The sequence below is a fragment of the Streptomyces sp. NPDC028419 genome (assembly GCF_055565515.1).
The window spans coordinates 53,849-73,017 of sequence record NZ_JBVHUE010000019.1; the positions used below are offsets into that span (position 1 = coordinate 53,849).

The following is a 19,169-nucleotide window of genomic DNA, read 5'->3' on the forward strand; positions in this document are numbered from 1 at the left end:
GGCGCCGCCCGTGACAGGCGGGCGGCGACGCACCTCACCGATGAATCAGCTGCCTTCGGTGATCTTCGGAGCCGGCTCGTTCTTGTAGTTGGCCGGACCGAAGTTCTTCTTCACGGCCGCTTCCCAGGAACCGTCCGCTTCCATCTTCGTGATGGCGGCGTTGATCTTGGTCTGGAGCTCCTTGTCGCCCTTCTTCAGACCGATGCCGTAGTTCTCGTTGCTCAGGCTCAGCCCGACCAGCTTGAACTTGCCCTTGTTCTTGTCCTGCGCCGCGTAGCCGGCCAGGATCGAGTTGTCCGTGGTCAGGGCGTCGACGGCCTTGCTCTCCAGGCCGGTGAGGCACTCGGAGTAGCCCGGGAACTCCTGGAGGTCGGCCTTGGGGGCCAGCTTCGTCTTGACGTTCTGCGCCGAGGTGGAGCCGGTGACCGAGCACAGCTTCTTGCTGTTGAGGTCCTCGGGCTTGGTGATCGAGGTGTCGTCGGCGCGGACCAGCAGGTCCTGGTGCGCGAGGAAGTACGGGCCGGCGAAGTCGACCTTCTCCTTGCGCTTGTCGTTGATCGAGTAGCTCGCGACGATGAACTTGACGTCGCCGTTGGCGATCAGGTTCTCGCGCTCGGCGCTGACGGCCTGCTTGAACTGGATCTGGTCGGGCGTGTAGCCGAGCTCCTTGGCCACGTAGGTGGCCACGTCGACGTCGAAGCCGGCGTACTTGCCGTCGGGGGTCTTCAGGCCGACACCCGGCTGGTCGAACTTGATGCCGATGACGATCTTGTCCTTCTTGGCACCCGCCGTGCTGCCCGCGTCGCTCGCGGTGTCGTCCTTCTTGCTGCTGCCGCAGGCGGTCGCGGTCAGCGCCAGGGCGACGGCGACGGCGACGGACGCGCCGACCTTCAGAACCTTCATGGTGAACTTCCCTCGGATGAGACGTTGTTGTACGACGGGCGACGATGTTTCCCCGTCGACCGGATCACTACCAGACGAAGGCGTCAGTGGTGCAGGATCTTCGACAGGAAGTCCTTGGCGCGGTCGCTGCGCGGATTGCTGAAGAACTGGTCGGGCGTGGCCTCTTCGACGATCTTTCCGTCCGCCATGAAGACCACCCGGTTGGCCGCAGAGCGGGCGAAGCCCATCTCGTGCGTGACGACGACCATCGTCATGCCTTCGCTGGCGAGCTGCTGCATGACCTCCAGCACCTCGTTGATCATCTCCGGGTCGAGCGCGGAGGTCGGCTCGTCGAAGAGCATCACCTTCGGGCCCATCGCCAGCGCGCGGGCGATCGCGACGCGCTGCTGCTGGCCGCCGGACAGCTGCGCCGGGTACTTGTCGGCCTGCGTGCCGACGCCCACCCGGTCCAGCAGGGCGCGCGCCTTCTCCTCGGCCGCCGCCCGGTCCGTCTTGCGGACCTTGAGCTGGCCCAGCATCACGTTCTCCAGCACCGTCTTGTGCGCGAAGAGATTGAACGACTGGAACACCATGCCGACGTCGGCGCGCAGCCGGGCCAGCTCCTTGCCCTCGGCGGGCAGCGGACGGCCGTCGAGCGTGATGGTGCCCGAATCGATGGTCTCCAGCCGGTTGATCGTCCGGCACAGCGTGGACTTGCCCGACCCCGAGGGGCCGATCACCACGACGACTTCGCCACGGGCAATGCTCAGATCGATGTCTTGAAGCACGTGCAGCGCGCCGAAGTGCTTGTTGACGTTGCTCAGTACGACCAGGCTGTCCGCGGTGGTCGCCGCGTCCTGCGTGCCATCGGTCACTGATACTCCGCTCATCGGCTTCTTGCTCCGTCCACCTCGGTTGGGGAGGACAGTAATGAGGCAATGAGCACACCGTCATCACATCTGAGCGAGAATTGAGGATAACGATACGGCCTCGCCCCGCCACGCTCCGTGTACGGTCGGCGCGTGCCCGTACCGGGTGCATAACGGAAGGCGCCCCGAACCGGAACGCCCTTGACGTGGGCTCCCGCATCGGCGTGGATGCATGGTGGCCATGTTTGCCCACATGGCGAGATGAGGAAAGGGGGACGCATGAGACTGCTGCTCGTCGAGGACGACGACCACGTCGCCGCCGCCCTGTCCGCGATCCTCGCCCGCCACGGTTTCAAGGTCACCCACGCCCGCAACGGCGAAGAGGCCCTCCAGGCCCTGCTGCCCGCGGGCCCCGCCGCCGGGGTCACTCCCTACGGGGTGATCCTGCTCGACCTCGGCCTGCCCGACCAGGACGGCTACGAGGTCTGCGGCAAGATCCGCAAGCGCACCACCACCCCCGTGATCATGGTGACCGCGCGGGCCGACGTCCGCTCGCGCATCCACGGCCTCAACATGGGCGCCGACGACTACGTCACCAAGCCCTACGACACCGGCGAGCTGCTCGCCCGGATCCACGCCGTGGCCCGCCGCACCGGCGCCTCCGAGGACGGCTCGGCGGCGCCCGCCGGCTCCCCCGCCGTCGTCCGCTTCGGCCGCGTCAGCATCGAGCTGCCCACCCGGCGCGTCCGCGTGGACGACGCCGACGTACCGCTCACCCGCAAGGAGTTCGACCTGCTCGCCCTCCTCGCGCAGCGCCCCGGCGTGGTCTTCCGGCGCGAACAGATCATCAGCGAGGTCTGGCGCACCAGCTGGGAAGGCACCGGGCGCACCCTCGAAGTGCACGTCGCCTCGCTCCGCTCCAAGCTCGCGATGCCCGCGCTCATCGAAACCGTCCGCGGGGTGGGCTACCGGCTCGTCGCTCCGCCCGCCCCCTAACGGACCGACCGTGCGCACCCGGCTGCTGCCCCTGCTCGTCGTCCTGATGGCGGGCACCCTGCTCGCCCTCGGCTTCCCGCTCGCGGTGAGCCTGGCCGCCGCGCAGCAGCAGCGGGTGGTCGTCGACCGGATCGACGACAGCGCCCGCTTCGCCGCCCTCGCCCAGTTCGTCATCGACTCCGAGGGGTCCGGGGACACGGGCGCCGACGACCGCCGGGAGACCCTCCAGCTCGAACTCGCCCGCTACCAAGGGCTGTACGGGATCCGCGTCGGCATCTTCTACCGCGACGACAACGCCATGGCCCGCGCCCCCGGCTGGTGGCAGCTCCCCGAGACCGGCGAGGGCCGGCGCGCCTTCGAGGAGGCCCTCGCCGGCCGGCGCAGCCACGACCCCGCCCAGGTCTGGCCCTGGCAGCGCGGCGGGAAGCTGCTCGTGGCCTCCCCGGTGGTGCTCGACGGCGACGTCGTCGCCGTCGTCGTCACCGAATCACCCACCGATCGGATGCGCGCCAGCACCCTGCGCGGCTGGCTCTTCATCATCGGGGGACTGGCCGCCGCCATGCTCGTCGCCTTCGGGGCGGCGCTACGGCTCACCAGCTGGGTGCTCAAGCCCGTACGGACCCTGGACGCGGCCGCCCACGGGATCGCCACCGGGCGGATGAACTCGCGCGTCGCCGCCGGCGGCGGACCGCCGGAACTGCGCCGCCTGGCCCGATCGTTCAACGAGATGGCCGACAACGTCGAAGAGGTGCTGGAGCAGCAGCGGGCGTTCGTCGCGGACGCCTCCCACCAACTGCGCAATCCGCTCGCCGCGCTGCTCCTGCGCATCGAGCTGCTCGCCCTCGAACTTCCCGAGGGCAATGCCGAGATCGCCTCGGTGCGCACCGAGGGCAAGCGCCTGACCCAGGTCCTGGACGACCTGCTGGACCTGGCGCTGGCCGAGCACACCTCCGCCGAGATCAGCCTCACCGACATCGGCGAGCTGACCGGCGAGCGCGTCGCCGCCTGGCGCCCGCTCGCCGAGGAGAAGGGGGTCCGGCTGACGGAGGAGGGCCGCACCGCCGTCACCGGCTGGGCCGACCCCATCGCCCTGTCCAGCGCCCTCGACGCGGTCATCGACAACGCCCTCAAGTTCACGCCCGCCGGCGAGGAGGTGCGGGTGTCGGTGAACGCCGAGGGGCGCTCGGTCCTCGTCAGCGTCGCCGACCGGGGGCCCGGCCTCACCGAGGAGGAGCTGGCCCGGGTCGGCGACCGGTTCTGGCGCAGCGGCCGCCACCAGAACATCAAGGGCTCGGGGCTCGGCCTGTCGATCTCCCGGGCCCTGCTCGCCGCGGGAGGCGGGTCCCTCTCGTACGAGACGAACCCGCCCCACGGGCTGCGCGTCACCGTCACGGTGCCGCGCACCGGACCGCACGCGGGCTGACGCGCGATACGCGGTTCACGCGGTTCACGCGGTTCACGCGGTTCACGCGGTTCACGCGGTTCACGCGGTTCACGCGGATCACGCGGATCACGCGGACGACGCGGGTGACGCGGGTGACGTCGGTGGCGCGGCCGGGTGGCGGTGTCACCAGGTGTAGGCGGTCCCGGCCGGCTCCGAGACCGTGAACAGCTCGCCCACCGCCCGCACCTCGAAGGCGGTCCGCGCCTCCTGACCGGCGCGCTCCAGCCCCGGCACGTACAAGGCCGTACCGCAGGTGCCGGCGAGGAAGCGCCGGGTCCCGTCCGCCAGCACCCGGTACAGCTCGTAGTGGCGCACCGCGCCCGGCGCCCGCTGCCAGGACAGCCGCAGCGAGGCCGACGCGGCCTCCCGGGCCGCCGCGTCCACCCGCGCTCCGCCCGGCGCGGCCGGCCGCTCGGGCCCGTCGGCCACCGCGAGGGAACCGAGCCGCCAGCGCACCGCGCCACCACCGATCCGGGTCAGTCGCACCGCCAGGCCGTACGCCGTCTTCCCGGCCAGCGCGGACAACGGCACCCGGGCGGTCCGCCAGCCCTGCCCGCTGCCGGGCGCGCGCGCCTTCAGCCAGGTGTACGGGACGGCCGCGCCCGGCTTCGACGGTTCGCGGACGGCCACCCCGACCTCCACGTCCACCGCGCCCGCCTCGTCGCGGTACACCAGCTCCAGCACGCTCGCGCCGGTCAGCGGCAGCCGCGTCGCGTGCAGGCCGACGGTGGCCGCAGCGCCCAGCGTCCCCGCGACCAGCAGACTGGAGCCGCCCCGCCAGGCGTCCGCGAAGTCGAGGGTCACGGTGGGCCGCGTCCCGCTGCTCCGCACGACCCAGCGGCGGCCCGGCAGCCGGTCCTGGAGCCCGAGGTGGTTCCAGGGGGTCGGTGAGGTGACCGCGCCGTTCTCGTACCAGCGCAGACCGTGACCGGTGTTGAAGGTGGTGGCGAAGGGCAGGGCGGTGACCGTGGAGCGATCGGCGACCACGGTGGCCGGAGCCCGCCAGGCACTGCCCGTCGCCGGCCGGGAGGGGTCGAGGGACTCGCCGGTCCAGAACCGGTCGTCGGCGGCGTGGAAGGCGCCGGGGGAGCGGTCGGTGAGGTGGTTGCGGGTCCACTCGGGCCGGTAGAAGCCGTAGCTGACGACGTGGTCGCGCCCGCGCGGCACGATCGCGTCCCACCCGGGATCCGCGTTCCAGCCCGCCGACTCGACGTCGACGCCCGCCCACAGCTCGTAGCGCCCGCGCCCGAGCTGCCCGGCGAGGGCGCCGGAGGAGGCCAACGAGGCCGCGCTCCAGCGGAAGTCGACGAACAGGGTGTCGCAGACCTTGCCCTGGCGGTCCTCGAAGAACTCCTGGTTGAGCTGGTCGAGGGCGCCCCGCCAGCCGACCCGGCCGGTGCTGTTCATCGCGTCGTACCAGGTGATCCGCAGGCCCTTGGGCTCCCCGGCCGCGCGCAGCGCGCGCAGGAACCCCCGCATCCGCGTGGCGAGTTCGCTGTCGCCGCCGTCGGTCTCGGCGTTCACGAACCAGCCGTCGAAGCCGTACGTCGCCGCCACCTCCGCCAGCTTCTCCGCGATCGGGTAGCGGCCGAGGGAGTCCTGCTGCACCAGGTCGCGGGTCCAGCGCAGGTCCCCGCCGTAGGCGACGGGCGGCAGGAAGACGTTGCCCAGCACACGGACGCCGTTGCGGTGCGCGGCGTCGACGACCGGAGCGTTGGGGGCGAGCACGATGCCCTCGCCCGAGGAGCCGCCCCAGAAGACCAGTTCATCGAGGTACGCCCAGTGCGTGAGCGCGTAGTAGTCGGCGCTGGCGCTGCCCTGCGAGGGGTTCCCGGCCGTCGGCCCGAAGGAGACCAGCGAGGAGATCCGGGCCTGCCCGGCCCGCGCCGTCGTGTTGGCGGCCACCGGCGTGAACCGCGCGGCCAGCGGCACGGTCGCGGTGTTGTGGGCGAGGTCGGGGTCGGTCTCGGGCCGCCACTGCTTCAGCGAGCGCCACACGATCCCGGCCCCGGGGCTCCCCGCCGGCAGCGAGTCCGGGAACCAGTACGAGGCGTACGGGGCCTGGTCCCCCGGAGCGGCGAGCGGCGCCCGGGTGGCCGCGGAGGCGACCGCTCCCGGGCCGGACACGCCCAGCAGCGCACCGGCCCCGGCCCCGGCGCCCGCGAGCAGCAGCCCGCGCCGGGTGGGACGGAGGGAACCGGGAGCGGCGTCGGGGCCGGGGAGGGGGTCGGGGGCACCGGAACGAGCGTCGACGGCGTGGTCGGTCTCGGACATGAGGTCTCCTCAGAGAGGGGAGGGGATGGGGCGGTGCTGTGCGGGTGGTTCCGTGCCGTGCGGGTGGTGCGGTCAGTGGACGTCGGAGACGTGGAGCACCTCGGTGATCCCGCGCGCGGCCAGGTGGGCCCGGTCCTCGGCGTGGTCGGCCAGCACCACGGCGGGGCGCACGCCCCGGGCGGCCAGCACGGCCCAGGCCTCGAAGAACGCGCCGCCGGGCGCGCACACCGAGCGCCGGGGTGCGGCCAGCGCCCCGCCGACGTCGGCCACCAGCGCGGTGGACCGTACCGGCGGGCGGTGCTCGCGGCCCCGCCACTCCTTGGCGATCCGCGCGACGGACTCGCCCGCGGGCTTGGTGGTGCGGTCGTTGGTGAGCAGGCCGAGGCCGTACTCCAGCTCCGGGAAGTCGGCGAGCTCGCGGCTCACGTCGTGCGAGCACCACCAGGTCACGCCCCAGAGGTCCGGGCAGTCCAGGGCGTTGGCCACGGTGGCCTCGGTGAAGGCCGCGGCGTGCGCGGGCAGGATCAGCGGGGCGGGGGCGCCCACCTCCTGGAGCCAGACCGGGCGGTGCGGATGCGTCGCCCAGGCCTTCGACATCTCGATCATGTAGGCCGCGTGGTGTTCGGTCGCCGCTCCGGTGCGGCCGTGGCGCTGGGCGGTGCCGTTGAACACCCAGGAGTGGACGGCGGTGGCCGCGCCGAGCCGGGCGGCCTGCGCCACGGTGAAGGGGTGCCCGTCCTGGTACCAGGCCGCGTCGTATTCGGCGTGCAGGTGGAACTTCCCCGGCGCCCCGCGCTCGCAGGCCGCCAGCATCCGCTCCAGCCAGCGGTCCGCCTGCTCCCGGGTGATCCGGTCCGGATCGGGGTGCGGGTCGTCGGAGAACTGGTTGATCTCGTTGCCCACCGTCATGCCGAGGAAGTGCGGTCGGTCGGCGAGGGCGGCGGCGAGCGTGCGCAGGTACTCCTCCTGCCCGGCGACGACCTCCGGGTCGTCGAAGATGTTGCGCCGGTGCCAGGTCCGCGTCCACGCGGGCAGGAAGTCGAAGCTCGACAGGTGGCCCTGGAGGCCGTCCACCGCGACGTCGAGGCCGCGCTCGCCCGCCGCGTCCGCCAGCTCGACGAGCTGCTCCACCGCGCGCGGCCGGATCAGGGTCCGGTTCGGCTGGAAGAGCGGCCACAGCGGGAAGACCCGGACGTGGTCGAGGCCGAGGGCCGCGAGGGAGTCGAGGTCGGCCTTCACCTCGTCGAGGTCGAAGTCCAGCCAGTGGTGGAACCACCCGCGGGTCGGGGTGTAGTTCGCGCCGAACCGGAGGCCGCGCGGGCGACCGCCCGGGGCCGGAGCGACGGGGGCGGAGACGAGGGGGACGGGGACGGCAGCGCGGTGCATGAGTGTCCTGGAGTCGGAGGAACCGGGGCGTCGCGGGGTGCGGGAATTCCCCCCGGCGCCCCACGCTGCCGCCCTCCGCGGGGGAAAGTCAACAGGGCCCATAACCGCGAACGTCCCGTCATCGGCGGTGCAAAGTCCCTGACCTTTGGGAATCGCCTACTTATGCGCTTCAGTCCCGTTGACAGGCGGGTCGTCACGAGTGAAGCTGATGCGACTAATGCGCTTTAGTTCGAGCTTGTCAATGGTCCCACAAGGAAGTGTGCGGAATATGGACAGCGGTAGGGACAGCGGTATCACGGTCACATCCGTCACCACCCCGGCCCTCTTCACCGGAGCGTCCGCCGACCCGTGCCAGGTGATCCGCGTCAGGATCCGTCGGGCCCGGCCGGCCGGGCCGCTGTACGTCGGGGTGCACGGCCCCGGCGTCACCACCCCGCACCCGCGGATCGTGCGCGCCGACACCGGGGGGCCGGTGGAATCCACCGTCGAGGTGGCCGTCCGTACGCCCGGGGCCGCCCCCGGCGACCGGCTGCCCGCGACGGTCAGGGTGACCACCGCCGACGGCCGCCCGCTCGCCGAGCACCCCTTCCCCCTGGCCGTCGCCGAACCCGGCTGGACCGTGCGCCTGGTCCCGCACTTCCACTACGACCCCATGTGGTGGAACACCCAGGCCGCCTACACCGCCCTGTGGGACGCGCCGACGGCGCCCGGCGCCCCCGTGCCCGGCTGGGAGTACATCGGGGTCCCGGCCTTCACCCTCGTCCCGCTGCACCTCCAACAGGCCCGCGAGGACCCCGCGTACACCTTCGTGCTCTCCGAGGTCGACTACCTCAAGCCCTGGTGGGACAGCCACCCGGAGGACCGGGCCGAGCTGCTCGGCCTGATCGCCGCAGGGCGCGTGGAGATCGTCGGCGGCACCTACAACGAGCCCAGCACCAACCTCACCTCGGCCGAATCCACCGTCCGCAGCGCCGTTCACGGGCTGGCCCTGCACCGCGGCACCCTCGGCGCCGACCCGCGCACCGCCTGGCAGTTGGACGTCTTCGGCCACGACCCGTCCTTCCCCGCCCTGATGGCGGGCGCGGGCCTGGACTCGGCCGTCCTCGCCCGCGGGCCCCACCACCAGTGGGGGCCGATGATGGACACCTGGGGCGCCCCGCTGCGGCCCCCCACCGCCATGCAACTGCCCGCCGAGTACGAGTGGATCGCGCCCAGCGGTGAAGGGCTGCTGCTGCACTACCTGCCCGCGCACTACTCGGCGGGCTGGTCCTCCCAGAGCGCACCCGACGCGGAGAGCGCCGCCGAGCAGCTGCTGGACCTCTACGAGCTGCTGCGCCAGAGCGCCGCGACCCGCAACGTCCTCATCCCCATGGGCACCGACTTCTCCTGGCCGCACCGCTGGGGCCTGGACGTCCAGCACGCCTGGAACCGCCGCTACTGCTGGCCGCGCATGGAACACTCCGGCCCGCGCGCCCATTTCGAGGCCGTGCGTGCCGAACTCGCCGCGCGCGGCGAGGAACCGCTTCCCGTCACCCGTGAGATGGGACCCGTCTACACCGGCAAGGACGTCACCTACGCCGATGTGAAGCAGGCTCACAGGGCTGCCGAGAACCTCGTCGAGGAAGCCGAGACCTTCGTCGCTCTGGCCTGCGCCGAAGGCCTCGCCGACTACCCGCGCCAGACCCTCGACAAGGCCTGGCGTCACATCCTCCATGCCGCGCATCACGACGCCGTCACCGGAACCTTCTCGGACCAGGTCTACCTGGACCTGCTGCCCACCTGGCGCGAGGCCCATGACCTCGCCGAGGGGGTACGGGCGCAGGCCCTGCGGGTCCTGACCGACGCCGCCGACACCCGCGCCCCCGCCTCCCACCACGCCCGGGACCTGCCGCGCGCTCCCCTCGCCGTCACCGTGCACAACCCGCTGTCCTGGACCCGGACCGACCTCGTCCGCGCCACCGTGGACCTCGCCGCCCTCGGACCCGCCGGCCCCGGATCCGAGGGGGCCGGATCCGAGGGGGTCGGATCCGAGGGGGTCGGCGTCGACCCGTGCCGGATCACCGTGTGCGATGACGAGGGCCACCGCGCCCCCGTGCACCTGGAGGCCGTCGCCGACGGGACCGCCGAGCTGGTCTTCCTCGCCGCGGACGTGCCACCGCTCGGCCACCGCACCTGGTGGCTCAGCGCCGCCCCCGCCCCCGGCACCGGCGGCCCGGCCCGTTCCGGCGGCTGGGCGCCCGTAGCCGGACACGTCATCGAGAACGGGGCCTTCCGCGCCGAGGCCGACCCCGGGCGCGGCGGCGGCCTGGCCCGCCTGCTCGACCGCCGCACGGGACGCGAACTGCTCGCGGAGGGCCAGGTCGACGAGCTGGTCGTCCAGGACGAGTACGCCCAGCACCCCTACTTCGAGGAGGGCCCCTGGCACCTGTTGCCCCGCGGCCCCGGTATCGGTTCCGCCGCCGAGCCCGCCCTGACCTGCCACGCCGAGCGGGGTCCGCTCGGCGCGCGGATCGTGGCCACCGGCCGGACCGGACCGCTGCGCTGGACCCGCACCACCACCCTCTGGGACGGCCTCGACCGGGTGGAACTCACCACCCGGGTCGACGCGTTCGAGGGGAGCGACCAGTTGGTGCGGCTGCGCGTCCCCGCCGACGTGCCCGGCGCCCTCCCGGTCGCGGAGACCGCGGCCTCGGCCGTCGGCCGCGGCTTCGCCTTCCCCGCGGCCGACACCGGGGCCGACCACACCCGGGCCCCCTGGACCCTGGACAGCCCCTGCCTGAACTGGTTCGCGCTGTCCTGCGCCCTCCGCGCGGCACTGACCGGGCCCGACGGCAACCCGGCCGGACGGCGGGCGCTCGGCGCGGCCGAGATCGTGCTGCCCGACGCGGGCGCTCCCGCGCGGCTGCGCGAGCTGGTCACCGCCCTCGGGCGGCACGGGGTCACGGCCACCCCGACCCGGCCGCGCGGGCCGCGATGGGGGGACCTGGCCGTCGACAGCAGCCTCCCCGACGTCCGGATCGCCCTCGGCGGACCCGCGGAGAACTCCTTCACCGCTCAGGTCCTGGCCGCCTGCGACGGCGCGTACGCCGAGGCCGTCCGCGACCATCCCGTCGTGTGGGTCCCGGCCCGGGCCGCGCTGCGCGAGGTGTGGCGGCCCGGCTGCGACCTGACCGGCCTGCGCGACCTGCCCGTCCTGGTGGTCACCGGGGGCGCCGGCGACCTCGCCCACGCCCTCGCCGAGGCCGGCCGGATCGACGCCCACCACCCGCTCCCGGCCGAGGGCGCCGCCGAACACACCGCCTTCGAGGACCGCACGGTCGCGCTGCTCGGCCGGGGCACCCCCGGCTTCGCCGTCGACACCGCGGGCCGCCTGCACGGCTCCCTCATGCGCTCCTGCACCGGCCGCCCCAGCGGCGCCTGGATGGACCCGCCCCGGCGCACCGCCCCCGACGGCAGCTCCTTCCAGCTCCAGCACTGGACCCACGTCTTCGAACACGCCCTGGTCGCCGCCGAGGGCGACTGGCGGGCGGCCGATCTGGTGCGCAGGGGACGCGCGTTCAACAAACCGCTCACCGCAGTCGTCGCCGCGCCCGGCGCGGGCCCCAACCCGCCCGCCCGCTCCCTCCTCGCCGTGGAACCCGCCGACCGCGTCCTCGTCGAAACCGTCCAACGGCCCCCCGGCCGGGGCGACCTCGCCGTGCGGCTGCGCGAGACCCACGGCCGCCCGACCCCCGTGCGCCTCCTCGCCGATCGCCTCACCGATCGCCCCGCCGATCGCCCCGTCGAAGCCGACCTCCTCGGCCGTCCCCTCGGCCCCTTCCCCGACCGGATCCGCGGCGGCGCGACCACCACCGTCCTGCTCCCGGTCCGCTCCCCGCGCCCGGAGCGGGCCGGGGAGGAGGAGCCCCACCAGCCGGTGTTCAGCCGCTACTGGCTGCACAACACGGGCACGGCCCCGCTCGGCGACGCCCCCTACACCGTCACCGTCGACGGCGCCCCGCGCGAAGCCCGGGTCACGCTCGCCGCCCACGGCGCGGGCGGCCGGGTGCGCCTGGAGGTCCACCCGCCCGAGGGGTGGTGGACGGCCTGGCGGGTCCACGACGCCGAGCTGCCCGACGGCGGGCACGTGCGGCGGACGCTGGCCGTCGCACCCGGTCCGGCGCCCGCCCCCGGTGACCACCTGGTCCGGGTCGTCGCCCACACCCCGGCGGGCCGCTTCGAGGACGTGCTGACCGTGACCGTGCCCGGCGGCGAGACCCCGGCCGGGCTGTGGGTGGCCGCCCCCGACGCCGAGGTGGCGGTCACCGCGGGCGCGCGGGCCGTCGTACGGGCCACGATCGGGAGCACCGGCACGCGGTCCCCGCTGACGGGACGGGCGTACCTGGCGTCGCCGCACGGCACCCGGCGGCTGATCGGCCCCGCCTCGCTGCCCCTGCACGTGCCCGACGGGGCGCCGGCCGAGCTGGAATTCGAGGTCCACCCGCCGCCCGGCACCGCGCCGGGGACGTACTGGGCCGTGGTCAAGGCGGTGTGTCAGGGCAGGATCGCGTACGGTCCGGCCATCGCCCTCCACGTGTCCGGCGCGGCCCCCGCGCCGCGGCCGCGGCAGGCGACACGCGCAGCACACGTACCCGAAGGATGAAGAGGCAGGCCATGGCCCGCAGACCCACCATCAAGGACATCGCCCGCCAGGCCGGAGTCTCCGAAAGCGCCGTGTCCTTCGCGCTCAACGACCGTCCGGGCGTCTCCCAGGACACCCGGGCCCGGATCCGGCGCGTCGCCGAGGAGCTGGGCTGGCAGCCCAACATCGCGGCCCGCGCCCTGTCCGGCGAGCGTTCCGGCGCCGTCGGCCTGGTCCTCGCCCGCCCGGCGCACACCCTCGGCGTCGAATCGTTCTTCCTCCAGCTGGTGGCCGGGATACAGGAGGTCCTGGCGGCCGAGCGCACCGCCCTGCTCTTCCAGGTGGTCGACGACCTCGACGCCGAATGCGCCCTCTACCGCCGCTGGTGGGCCGAGCGGCGCGTGGACGGGGTGCTCGTCGTCGACCCGCGGACGGACGACCCGCGCCCCCGGCTCCTCGACGGGCTGGGCCTGCCCGCCGTCACGGTCGGCGCGCCGGGCGGCCCGGGGCCCGCGGTGCTCTCCTCGGTGTGGGCCGACGACGCGGGGGCCATGGCCCGGATCCTCGACCACCTGCACGACCTCGGGCACCGCCGGATCACGCACGTCGCCGGACTGCCCGGCCTCGCCCACACCGCCCGCCGGATCGCCTCGCTGCGCGCCGAGGCCGACCGGCGCGGGCTCACCGAGGCCGAGGTCTCCTCGATCACCACCGACTACTCCGACGCGCAGGGCGCCGAGGCCACCCGGCGCGTGCTGCGCGGACCGCTCCCGCCGACCGCCCTCGTCTACGACAACGACGTGATGGCGGTCGCCGGGCTCGCCGTCGCGGCCGAGGCCGGGATCGCCGTCCCCGGACGGCTCTCGGTGGTCGCCTGGGAGGACTCGGCGCTGTGCCGGGTCACCCATCCCCGGCTGACCGCCCTGGTGCGGGACACCGCGGGATTCGGCCGGCTCGCCGCCGAGGAACTCCTCGCCGTCCTCGCGGGCGGGCCGCCGCGCGCCCGCCAGGGGGAACAGCCCAGGTTGGAGCCCCGCGAGAGTACGGCCCCGCCAACGGCGGCATACTGACGTACGAACCCCAGGAGCCTCCCGTGACCACTCCCACGTCAGCCTTCCCCGCGCCCCGCCTCGCGGCCGCCCAGGCCGCCGGGCCGACCGTCGCCATCGACATCGGCGGGACGAAGATCGCCGGCGCCCTGGTGCACGCCGACGGCACGATGACCGCGACCACCCGGCGGCCGACCCCGGGCGGAACCGACGGCGAGGCCGTGATGGCGGCGGTGGCCGAGGTGGTCGCCGAGCTCGCCACCTCCCCGCTGTGGTCCTCGGCGGTGCGGTGCGGGATCGGCAGCGCGGGACCGGTGGACACCTCGCGGGGCACCGTCAGCCCGGTGAACATCGGCGCGTGGCGGGGGTTCCCGGTCCTGGACCGGGTCGTCGCCGAGCTGGCCCGGCACGGGGCCGACCTGCCGACCGTCCTCGCGGGCGACGGCGTGGCCATGACGGCCGCCGAACACTGGCTGGGCGCCGCCCGCGGGCACGCGAACGCCCTGTGCATGGTCGTGTCCACGGGCGTGGGCGGCGGACTGATCCTGAACAACCAGCTCCACCCCGGCCCCACCGGCAACGCCGGTCACATCGGCCACATCAGCGTCGCCTTCGACGGCGAACCGTGCGCCTGCGGCGGCCGCGGCTGCGTGGAATCCCTCGCCTCCGGCACCGCCATCGCGCGCCGGGCCCTGGAACGGGGATGGACCCCCGCCCCCGGGGGCGACCGCACGGCCGCGGGCGTCGCCGCGGCCGCCGCGGCGGGCGATCCCGTCGCCCTGGCCGCCTTCGACCGCGCGGGCCGCGCCCTGGCCGCCGCCATCGCGGCCACCGCGACCCTCGTCGAGACGGACATCGTGGTCATCGGGGGCGGCGTCGCGGCCGCGGGGGACACCCTCTTCGGCCCGATCCGCGCCCACCTGGCCTCGTACGCGACCCTGTCCTTCGTCCAGGGCCTCCAGGTCGTCCCGGCCACCCTCGGCACCCACGCGGGCCTCATCGGCGCGGCAGCCTCGGCGACGATGCTCCTGCCGACCCGCACCTGAAGGCGGGGCCCGCGCGCTACGGCTTGACCGACCGGTAGTACCGGCGGGCGCCCTCGTGCAGCTCCAGCGGTTCCGTGTAGATCGCCGTGCGCAGGTCCACGAGCTGCGCCGCGTGCACCTCGTGGCCGATCCGGTCCCGGCTGAGGATCACGGTCCGGGTGAACTGCTCGGTCAGCTCCGCCCCGGTCCGGTCCGTGGTGACCAGGAGGTTCGGCACCGCCAGGGTCGCCACCGCCGAGGTGTTGCGGGCCCGCGAGTAAGCGTCCTGCGGCATGACCGCCGCCCGGTAGTAGTGCGTCGGGCTGCCGCCCTTCTGCAGCTCCGGCACCAGGTCGCCGAGCGGCACCAGCCGGATCTCGAAGCGCTCCGACAGCCCCCGCACGGCACTGGTCGGCAGCCCGCCCGACCAGAAGAACGCGTCGATCCGCCCGGCCTCCAGCTCGACCGGCATCGTGTCGATGCCGATCGGCACGGCCGTGAGGTCCCGTGCCGGATCCAGCTTGGCCGCCGCCAGCATCCGGTCGGAGATCAGCCGGACCCCGGAACCGGGCTGGCCGACCGCGACCCGCTTGCCCCGCAGGTCCTTCGTCGACTGGATCTTGGAGACCGCCGGGACCACCAGCTGCACGTAGTCGTCGTAGAGCCGCGCGACCCCGCGCAGGTGCTCCGCCCCCGGCTTCCCGTCGCGCTTGTACTTGGCCACCGCGTCCGCCGTCGCCACCGTGAAGTCCGCCTGGCCGGCCGCCACCCGCTCCAGGTTCTGCTGGGACCCCTCGCTGGTCACCAGGCGTACGTCGACCCCCGGCACGTCGGTCGACAGCGCCTGCTGGAGCAGCTCCCCGTAGCGCTGGTAGACCCCCGTGCGCACGCCCGTGCTGAAGACCAGGGTCCCCCGCAGCTCCGCCTTCCCGAAGGGCCACAGCCACCAGAGCAGCACCCCGAGCACGGCCAGCACGGCCACCAGGCCCCGCACGGCGCGGCGCCTGCCGATCTGGTCCAGTGCGAGGGGCATGGCCGCGATCCTGCCAGCCGACCGGCGTCCTGTCACGGCGCGCCGACCGCCTACCCTTGTCACATGAGCAGCGTGGAGCCGGGTGGAGCAGTGGACGTCATGGAAGCCAAGGGCACGTACGAGGTGCGCACGTACGGGTGCCAGATGAACGTGCACGATTCCGAACGGCTCTCGGGCCTGCTGGAGGACGCGGGCTACGTTCGCGCGCCCGAGGGGTGCGACGGCGACGCGGACGTCGTGGTCTTCAACACCTGCGCCGTCCGTGAGAACGCCGACAACAAGCTGTACGGCAACCTCGGCCGCCTCGCGCCCATGAAGACCAAGCGCCCCGGCATGCAGATCGCCGTCGGCGGCTGCCTCGCCCAGAAGGACCGCGACACCATCGTCCAGCGGGCCCCCTGGGTCGACGTGGTGTTCGGCACGCACAACATCGGCAAGCTGCCGGTGCTGCTGGAGCGCGCCCGGATCCAGGAGGAGGCGCAGGTCGAGATCGCCGAATCGCTGGAGGCGTTCCCCTCGACGCTGCCGACCCGGCGCGAGTCCGCGTACGCGGCCTGGGTGTCGATCTCCGTCGGCTGCAACAACACCTGCACCTTCTGCATCGTCCCGGCGCTGCGCGGCAAGGAGGAGGACCGCCGTCCCGGCGACATCCTCGCCGAGGTCGAGGCCCTGGTCGCCGAGGGCGTCTCCGAGATCACGCTGCTCGGCCAGAACGTCAACGCCTACGGCTCCGGCATGGGCGACCGCGAGGCCTTCTCGAAGCTGCTGCGCGCCTGTGGCCAGATCGAGGGCCTGGAGCGGGTCCGCTTCACCTCGCCGCACCCGCGCGACTTCACCGACGACGTGATCGCGGCGATGGCCGAGACCCCGAACGTGATGCCGCAGCTGCACATGCCGATGCAGTCCGGTTCGGACGCGATCCTCAAGGCGATGCGCCGCTCGTACCGGCAGGACCGCTTCCTCGGCATCATCGACAAGGTGCGCGCCGCGATCCCGCACGCGGCCATCTCCACGGACATCATCGTGGGCTTCCCCGGCGAGACCGAGGAGGACTTCCAGCAGACGATGCACGCCGTGCGCGAGGCCCGCTTCGCGAACGCCTTCACCTTCCAGTACTCCAAGCGGCCCGGTACCCCGGCGGCCGACATGGAGGGGCAGATCCCCAAGGAGGTCGTCCAGGAGCGCTACATGCGGCTCGTGGCACTCCAGGAGGAGATCTCCTGGGAGGAGAACAAGAAGCAGGTCGGCCGGACCCTGGAGGTCATGGTCGCGGAGGGCGAGGGCCGTAAGGACGGCGCCACGCACCGGCTGTCCGGGCGCGCCCCCGACAACCGCCTGGTCCACTTCACCAAGCCGGACCAGGAGGTCCGCCCCGGTGACGTGGTGACGGTGGACATCACCTACGCCGCCCCGCACCACCTCCTGGCGGAGGGCCCGACGCTGTCGGTCCGCCGCACCCGGGCGGGCGACGCGTGGGAGAAGCGCAACGCCGCTCCGCCCCAGCCCACCGGCGTCATGCTGGGCATCCCCACCCTGGGCGTCCCCACCCCCCTCCCCCCGACCCCCACAGCCTGCGCGGCCCCCACCCCCTGACCGCCCCAGAGCCCCCCGGCGGGGCCCGTTCCAGCCCCGCCGGCGTTCGAGGCAGCCGCAGGCACCCCAGAGGCCTTGGCCGGGCCGGATCCAGCCCCGCCGGCGTTCGAGGCGGCCGCAGGCACCCCGGAGCCCCTGGCCGGGCCGGATCCAGCCCCGCCGGCGTTCGAGGCGGCCGCAGGCACCCCGGAGCCCCTGGCCGGGCCGGATCCAGCCCCGCCGGCGTTCGAGGCGCACGGGCCCCGTTCCTGCGGGCGCCCCGGAGCCCCTGGCCGGGCCCGTTCCAGCCCCGCCGGCGTTCGAGGCGCCGCCGGAGGCCGACGAGCGGAGCGTCACCAGAGCCCCTGGCCGGGCCCGATCCGGCCCCGCCGCCGTTCGAGGCGCGCGGGCCCCGTTCCTGCGGGCGCCCCGGAGCCCCTGGCCGAGCCCGTTCCAGCCCCGCCGGCGTTTGAGGCGCCGCCGGAGGCATCTGGGCCACCGGGGCCCGAACCGCGCCCCCGGGACCGGGCCCCGGGCCCGACCCCCCGCCGCCCCCGGCGACTAGGCTGCCGCCATGCTCGTAGCCGCAGCCGTCTGCCCCGCCCCGCCCCTCCTCGTGCCCCCGGTGGCCGCCGGAGCCGCCGGTGAACTCGCCGACGCCCGCACCGCCTGCTCCGACGCCCTCGCGGTGCTCGCCGCCGCCCGCCCCGACCGCCTGGTCGTGGTCGGGTCCGCCGACCCCGGCGAGGGGGGCCCGTACCCGCAGGGCACCCGCGGCGGCTTCCACGGCTTCGGCGTCGACGTCGAGGTACGACTGGGCGAGCCCCCGACCGACCCGCCGTCCGGCCCCCCGCTCCCCACGTCCCTCGCCGTCGCCGCCTGGCTGCTCGACCACACGGCCTGGTCCGGCGCCCCGGTGGAGGGCCTGGGCGTCGAAGAGCCGCTGACCACCGCCCGCTGCCTGGAGACGGGCCGCGAGCTCGCCGCCCGCGCCGAGCGGGTCGCCCTGCTCGTCATGGGCGACGGCAGCGCCTGCCGGACCCTCAAGGCCCCCGGCTACCTGGACGAGCGCGCCGCGGCCTTCGACGAGACCGCCGCCGCGGCACTCGGCGCCGCCGACCTGCCCGCGCTGACCGCCCTGGACGCGGATCTCGCCGCCGAGCTGAAGGCGGCCGGCCGCGCCCCCTGGCAGGTGCTCGCCGGCGCCGCCGAGGGCGCGGGCCTCGAAGGCCGTCTGCTGTACGAGGACGCCCCCTACGGCGTCGGCTACTTCGTCGCCGCCTGGTCCTAGCCCGGCCCCGGGGCCCGTCGCCGCCCACTGGGCCGAACGGGTCGCGCGCCCCGACCTGACGGACATCACCCCGGGCCCGGCACGGAAAACGCGAAGAAGGGGCGCGGGGGAAACCCCGCGCCCCTTCTCGGGATCACGTCAAGCAGACGCCGGCGGTGTCGGCCCGCCGGGGCTGTCCTTGTGCGCGACCTTGCCCAGGGCGTCCTTCGCCTTGCCCGTGCCCGAGCTGATCTGGTCGCTGTACTTGCCCTTGGTCTTGGAGTCCACGACCTTGGCGACCTTGTCCAGGCCGTCGCCGATCTTTCCCTCGTGCTGTTGCGCGAGGTCACCCAGCTTGTCCTTGGCCGGCGCGAGCTTGGCCTTCAAATTGTCCAGCAGGCCCATGGGACACCTTCCAGTGGCAGTAGCTCCTACGTACGGGCGCCCTCACCGGCCTCGCTGTCCGCGGCTTCCTCCGCGCACTGCTGCTTGGGGATCTCCACGCCCTCCGGCGCGGCGGTCTCCGTCTCGGCCTGGGGGACCTCGTCGGTCACCTCGGCTTCCACCGCGGCGGCCGACTCGACGACCTCCTCGGTAGGCTCCGTGGCCTTCCGGCGAAACCGATCAAAAACGCCCATGTCTACTCCCATAACGTTACTCGTGCGGGTGAAGTTCCGCCTTGGCCGGACCGGCCACCGCCGGTCGTGCGCCGGGCCGGAACCTCGCCAGGGCAACGACCCCGTACCCG

General features: G+C 74.1%; 14 protein-coding genes. 7 read left to right on the top strand and 7 right to left on the bottom strand.

Features of this window, described 5'->3' with window-relative positions:
- Positions 1–45: 45 nt before the first annotated feature.
- Both ACZ4UB_RS22410 and ACZ4UB_RS22415 read right to left on the bottom strand, forming a co-directional pair.
- Positions 46–903: a glutamate ABC transporter substrate-binding protein gene (locus ACZ4UB_RS22410; protein ID WP_354381366.1), complete on the bottom strand. Its 858-nt coding sequence runs from the start codon at positions 901–903 to the stop codon at positions 46–48.
- An 83-nt stretch (positions 904–986) separates the two neighbouring features.
- Positions 987–1,772, bottom strand: coding sequence for an amino acid ABC transporter ATP-binding protein (locus ACZ4UB_RS22415; protein WP_468072528.1), 786 nt, complete (start codon positions 1,770–1,772; stop codon positions 987–989).
- A gap of 258 nt (positions 1,773–2,030) precedes the next feature.
- On the opposite strand from ACZ4UB_RS22415, the gene ACZ4UB_RS22420 reads away from it, so the two are divergent.
- Both ACZ4UB_RS22420 and ACZ4UB_RS22425 read left to right on the top strand, forming a co-directional pair.
- Positions 2,031–2,747, top strand: a complete 717-nt coding sequence (locus ACZ4UB_RS22420; protein ID WP_468072530.1) for a response regulator transcription factor — start codon at positions 2,031–2,033, stop codon at positions 2,745–2,747.
- A 10-nt stretch (positions 2,748–2,757) separates the two neighbouring features.
- Positions 2,758–4,170: a sensor histidine kinase gene (locus ACZ4UB_RS22425; protein ID WP_468072532.1), complete on the top strand. Its 1,413-nt coding sequence runs from the start codon at positions 2,758–2,760 to the stop codon at positions 4,168–4,170.
- Between the two features lie 144 nt (positions 4,171–4,314).
- On the opposite strand, the gene ACZ4UB_RS22430 is transcribed toward ACZ4UB_RS22425, so the two are convergent.
- Together ACZ4UB_RS22430 and ACZ4UB_RS22435 are read right to left on the bottom strand one after the other, a co-directional pair.
- On the bottom strand, positions 4,315–6,465 hold the full coding sequence (locus tag ACZ4UB_RS22430) for an endo-beta-N-acetylglucosaminidase (RefSeq protein ID WP_468072534.1): 2,151 nt from the start codon (positions 6,463–6,465) through the stop codon (positions 4,315–4,317).
- A 72-nt stretch (positions 6,466–6,537) separates the two neighbouring features.
- Entirely contained in the window at positions 6,538–7,851 is a 1,314-nt protein-coding gene (locus ACZ4UB_RS22435) for a glycoside hydrolase 5 family protein (protein WP_468072536.1), read from the bottom strand.
- Positions 7,852–8,119: 268 nt separating this feature from the next.
- On the opposite strand from ACZ4UB_RS22435, the gene ACZ4UB_RS22440 reads away from it, so the two are divergent.
- From ACZ4UB_RS22440 to ACZ4UB_RS22450, 3 genes are all read left to right on the top strand, one after another.
- Entirely contained in the window at positions 8,120–12,493 is a 4,374-nt protein-coding gene (locus ACZ4UB_RS22440; RefSeq protein ID WP_468072538.1) for a glycoside hydrolase family 38 N-terminal domain-containing protein, read from the top strand.
- A gap of 11 nt (positions 12,494–12,504) precedes the next feature.
- Positions 12,505–13,542: a LacI family DNA-binding transcriptional regulator gene (locus ACZ4UB_RS22445; protein ID WP_468072540.1), complete on the top strand. Its 1,038-nt coding sequence runs from the start codon at positions 12,505–12,507 to the stop codon at positions 13,540–13,542.
- 95 nt (positions 13,543–13,637) lie between these two features.
- Positions 13,638–14,567, top strand: coding sequence for an ROK family protein (locus tag ACZ4UB_RS22450; RefSeq protein WP_468072654.1), 930 nt, complete (start codon positions 13,638–13,640; stop codon positions 14,565–14,567).
- A gap of 16 nt (positions 14,568–14,583) precedes the next feature.
- On the opposite strand, the gene ACZ4UB_RS22455 is transcribed toward ACZ4UB_RS22450, so the two are convergent.
- Positions 14,584–15,579 carry a TAXI family TRAP transporter solute-binding subunit gene (locus tag ACZ4UB_RS22455; RefSeq protein ID WP_468072542.1) on the bottom strand — a complete coding sequence of 332 codons (996 nt, stop codon included), beginning with the start codon at positions 15,577–15,579 and terminating at the stop codon, positions 14,584–14,586.
- Positions 15,580–15,678: 99 nt separating this feature from the next.
- Here ACZ4UB_RS22455 and miaB point away from each other — a divergent pair, with 99 nt between their 5' ends.
- On the top strand, positions 15,679–17,172 hold the full coding sequence (gene miaB, locus ACZ4UB_RS22460; RefSeq protein WP_468072656.1) for a tRNA (N6-isopentenyl adenosine(37)-C2)-methylthiotransferase MiaB: 1,494 nt from the start codon (positions 15,679–15,681) through the stop codon (positions 17,170–17,172).
- Positions 17,173–17,725: 553 nt separating this feature from the next.
- Positions 17,726–18,442: a class III extradiol ring-cleavage dioxygenase family protein gene (locus ACZ4UB_RS22465; protein ID WP_354381375.1), complete on the top strand. Its 717-nt coding sequence runs from the start codon at positions 17,726–17,728 to the stop codon at positions 18,440–18,442.
- Positions 18,443–18,580: 138 nt separating this feature from the next.
- On the opposite strand, the gene ACZ4UB_RS22470 is transcribed toward ACZ4UB_RS22465, so the two are convergent.
- Complete coding sequence (locus ACZ4UB_RS22470) at positions 18,581–18,826, bottom strand: antitoxin (RefSeq protein WP_354381376.1); 246 nt, start codon at positions 18,824–18,826, stop codon at positions 18,581–18,583.
- Positions 18,827–18,852: 26 nt separating this feature from the next.
- Complete coding sequence (locus ACZ4UB_RS22475) at positions 18,853–19,059, bottom strand: gliding motility protein (RefSeq protein ID WP_468072544.1); 207 nt, start codon at positions 19,057–19,059, stop codon at positions 18,853–18,855.
- Between the last annotated feature and the right edge of the window lie 110 nt (positions 19,060–19,169).

Excerpts from the sequence above, each read along its gene's own strand:
- ACZ4UB_RS22435 (WP_468072536.1), bottom strand. The coding sequence starts at position 7,851 with ATGCACCGCGCTGCCGTCCCCGTCCCCCTCGTCTCCGCCCCCGTCGCT.
- ACZ4UB_RS22420 (WP_468072530.1), top strand. The coding sequence starts at position 2,031 with ATGAGACTGCTGCTCGTCGAGGACGACGACCACGTCGCCGCCGCCCTG.
- ACZ4UB_RS22415 (WP_468072528.1), bottom strand. The coding sequence starts at position 1,772 with ATGAGCGGAGTATCAGTGACCGATGGCACGCAGGACGCGGCGACCACC.
- ACZ4UB_RS22430 (WP_468072534.1), bottom strand. The coding sequence starts at position 6,465 with ATGTCCGAGACCGACCACGCCGTCGACGCTCGTTCCGGTGCCCCCGAC.
- ACZ4UB_RS22445 (WP_468072540.1), top strand. The coding sequence starts at position 12,505 with ATGGCCCGCAGACCCACCATCAAGGACATCGCCCGCCAGGCCGGAGTC.
- ACZ4UB_RS22475 (WP_468072544.1), bottom strand. The coding sequence starts at position 19,059 with ATGGGCGTTTTTGATCGGTTTCGCCGGAAGGCCACGGAGCCTACCGAG.
- ACZ4UB_RS22410 (WP_354381366.1), bottom strand. The coding sequence starts at position 903 with ATGAAGGTTCTGAAGGTCGGCGCGTCCGTCGCCGTCGCCGTCGCCCTG.
- ACZ4UB_RS22440 (WP_468072538.1), top strand. The coding sequence starts at position 8,120 with ATGGACAGCGGTAGGGACAGCGGTATCACGGTCACATCCGTCACCACC.
- ACZ4UB_RS22470 (WP_354381376.1), bottom strand. The coding sequence starts at position 18,826 with ATGGGCCTGCTGGACAATTTGAAGGCCAAGCTCGCGCCGGCCAAGGAC.
- miaB (WP_468072656.1), top strand. The coding sequence starts at position 15,679 with ATGGAAGCCAAGGGCACGTACGAGGTGCGCACGTACGGGTGCCAGATG.
- ACZ4UB_RS22465 (WP_354381375.1), top strand. The coding sequence starts at position 17,726 with ATGCTCGTAGCCGCAGCCGTCTGCCCCGCCCCGCCCCTCCTCGTGCCC.
- ACZ4UB_RS22455 (WP_468072542.1), bottom strand. The coding sequence starts at position 15,579 with ATGCCCCTCGCACTGGACCAGATCGGCAGGCGCCGCGCCGTGCGGGGC.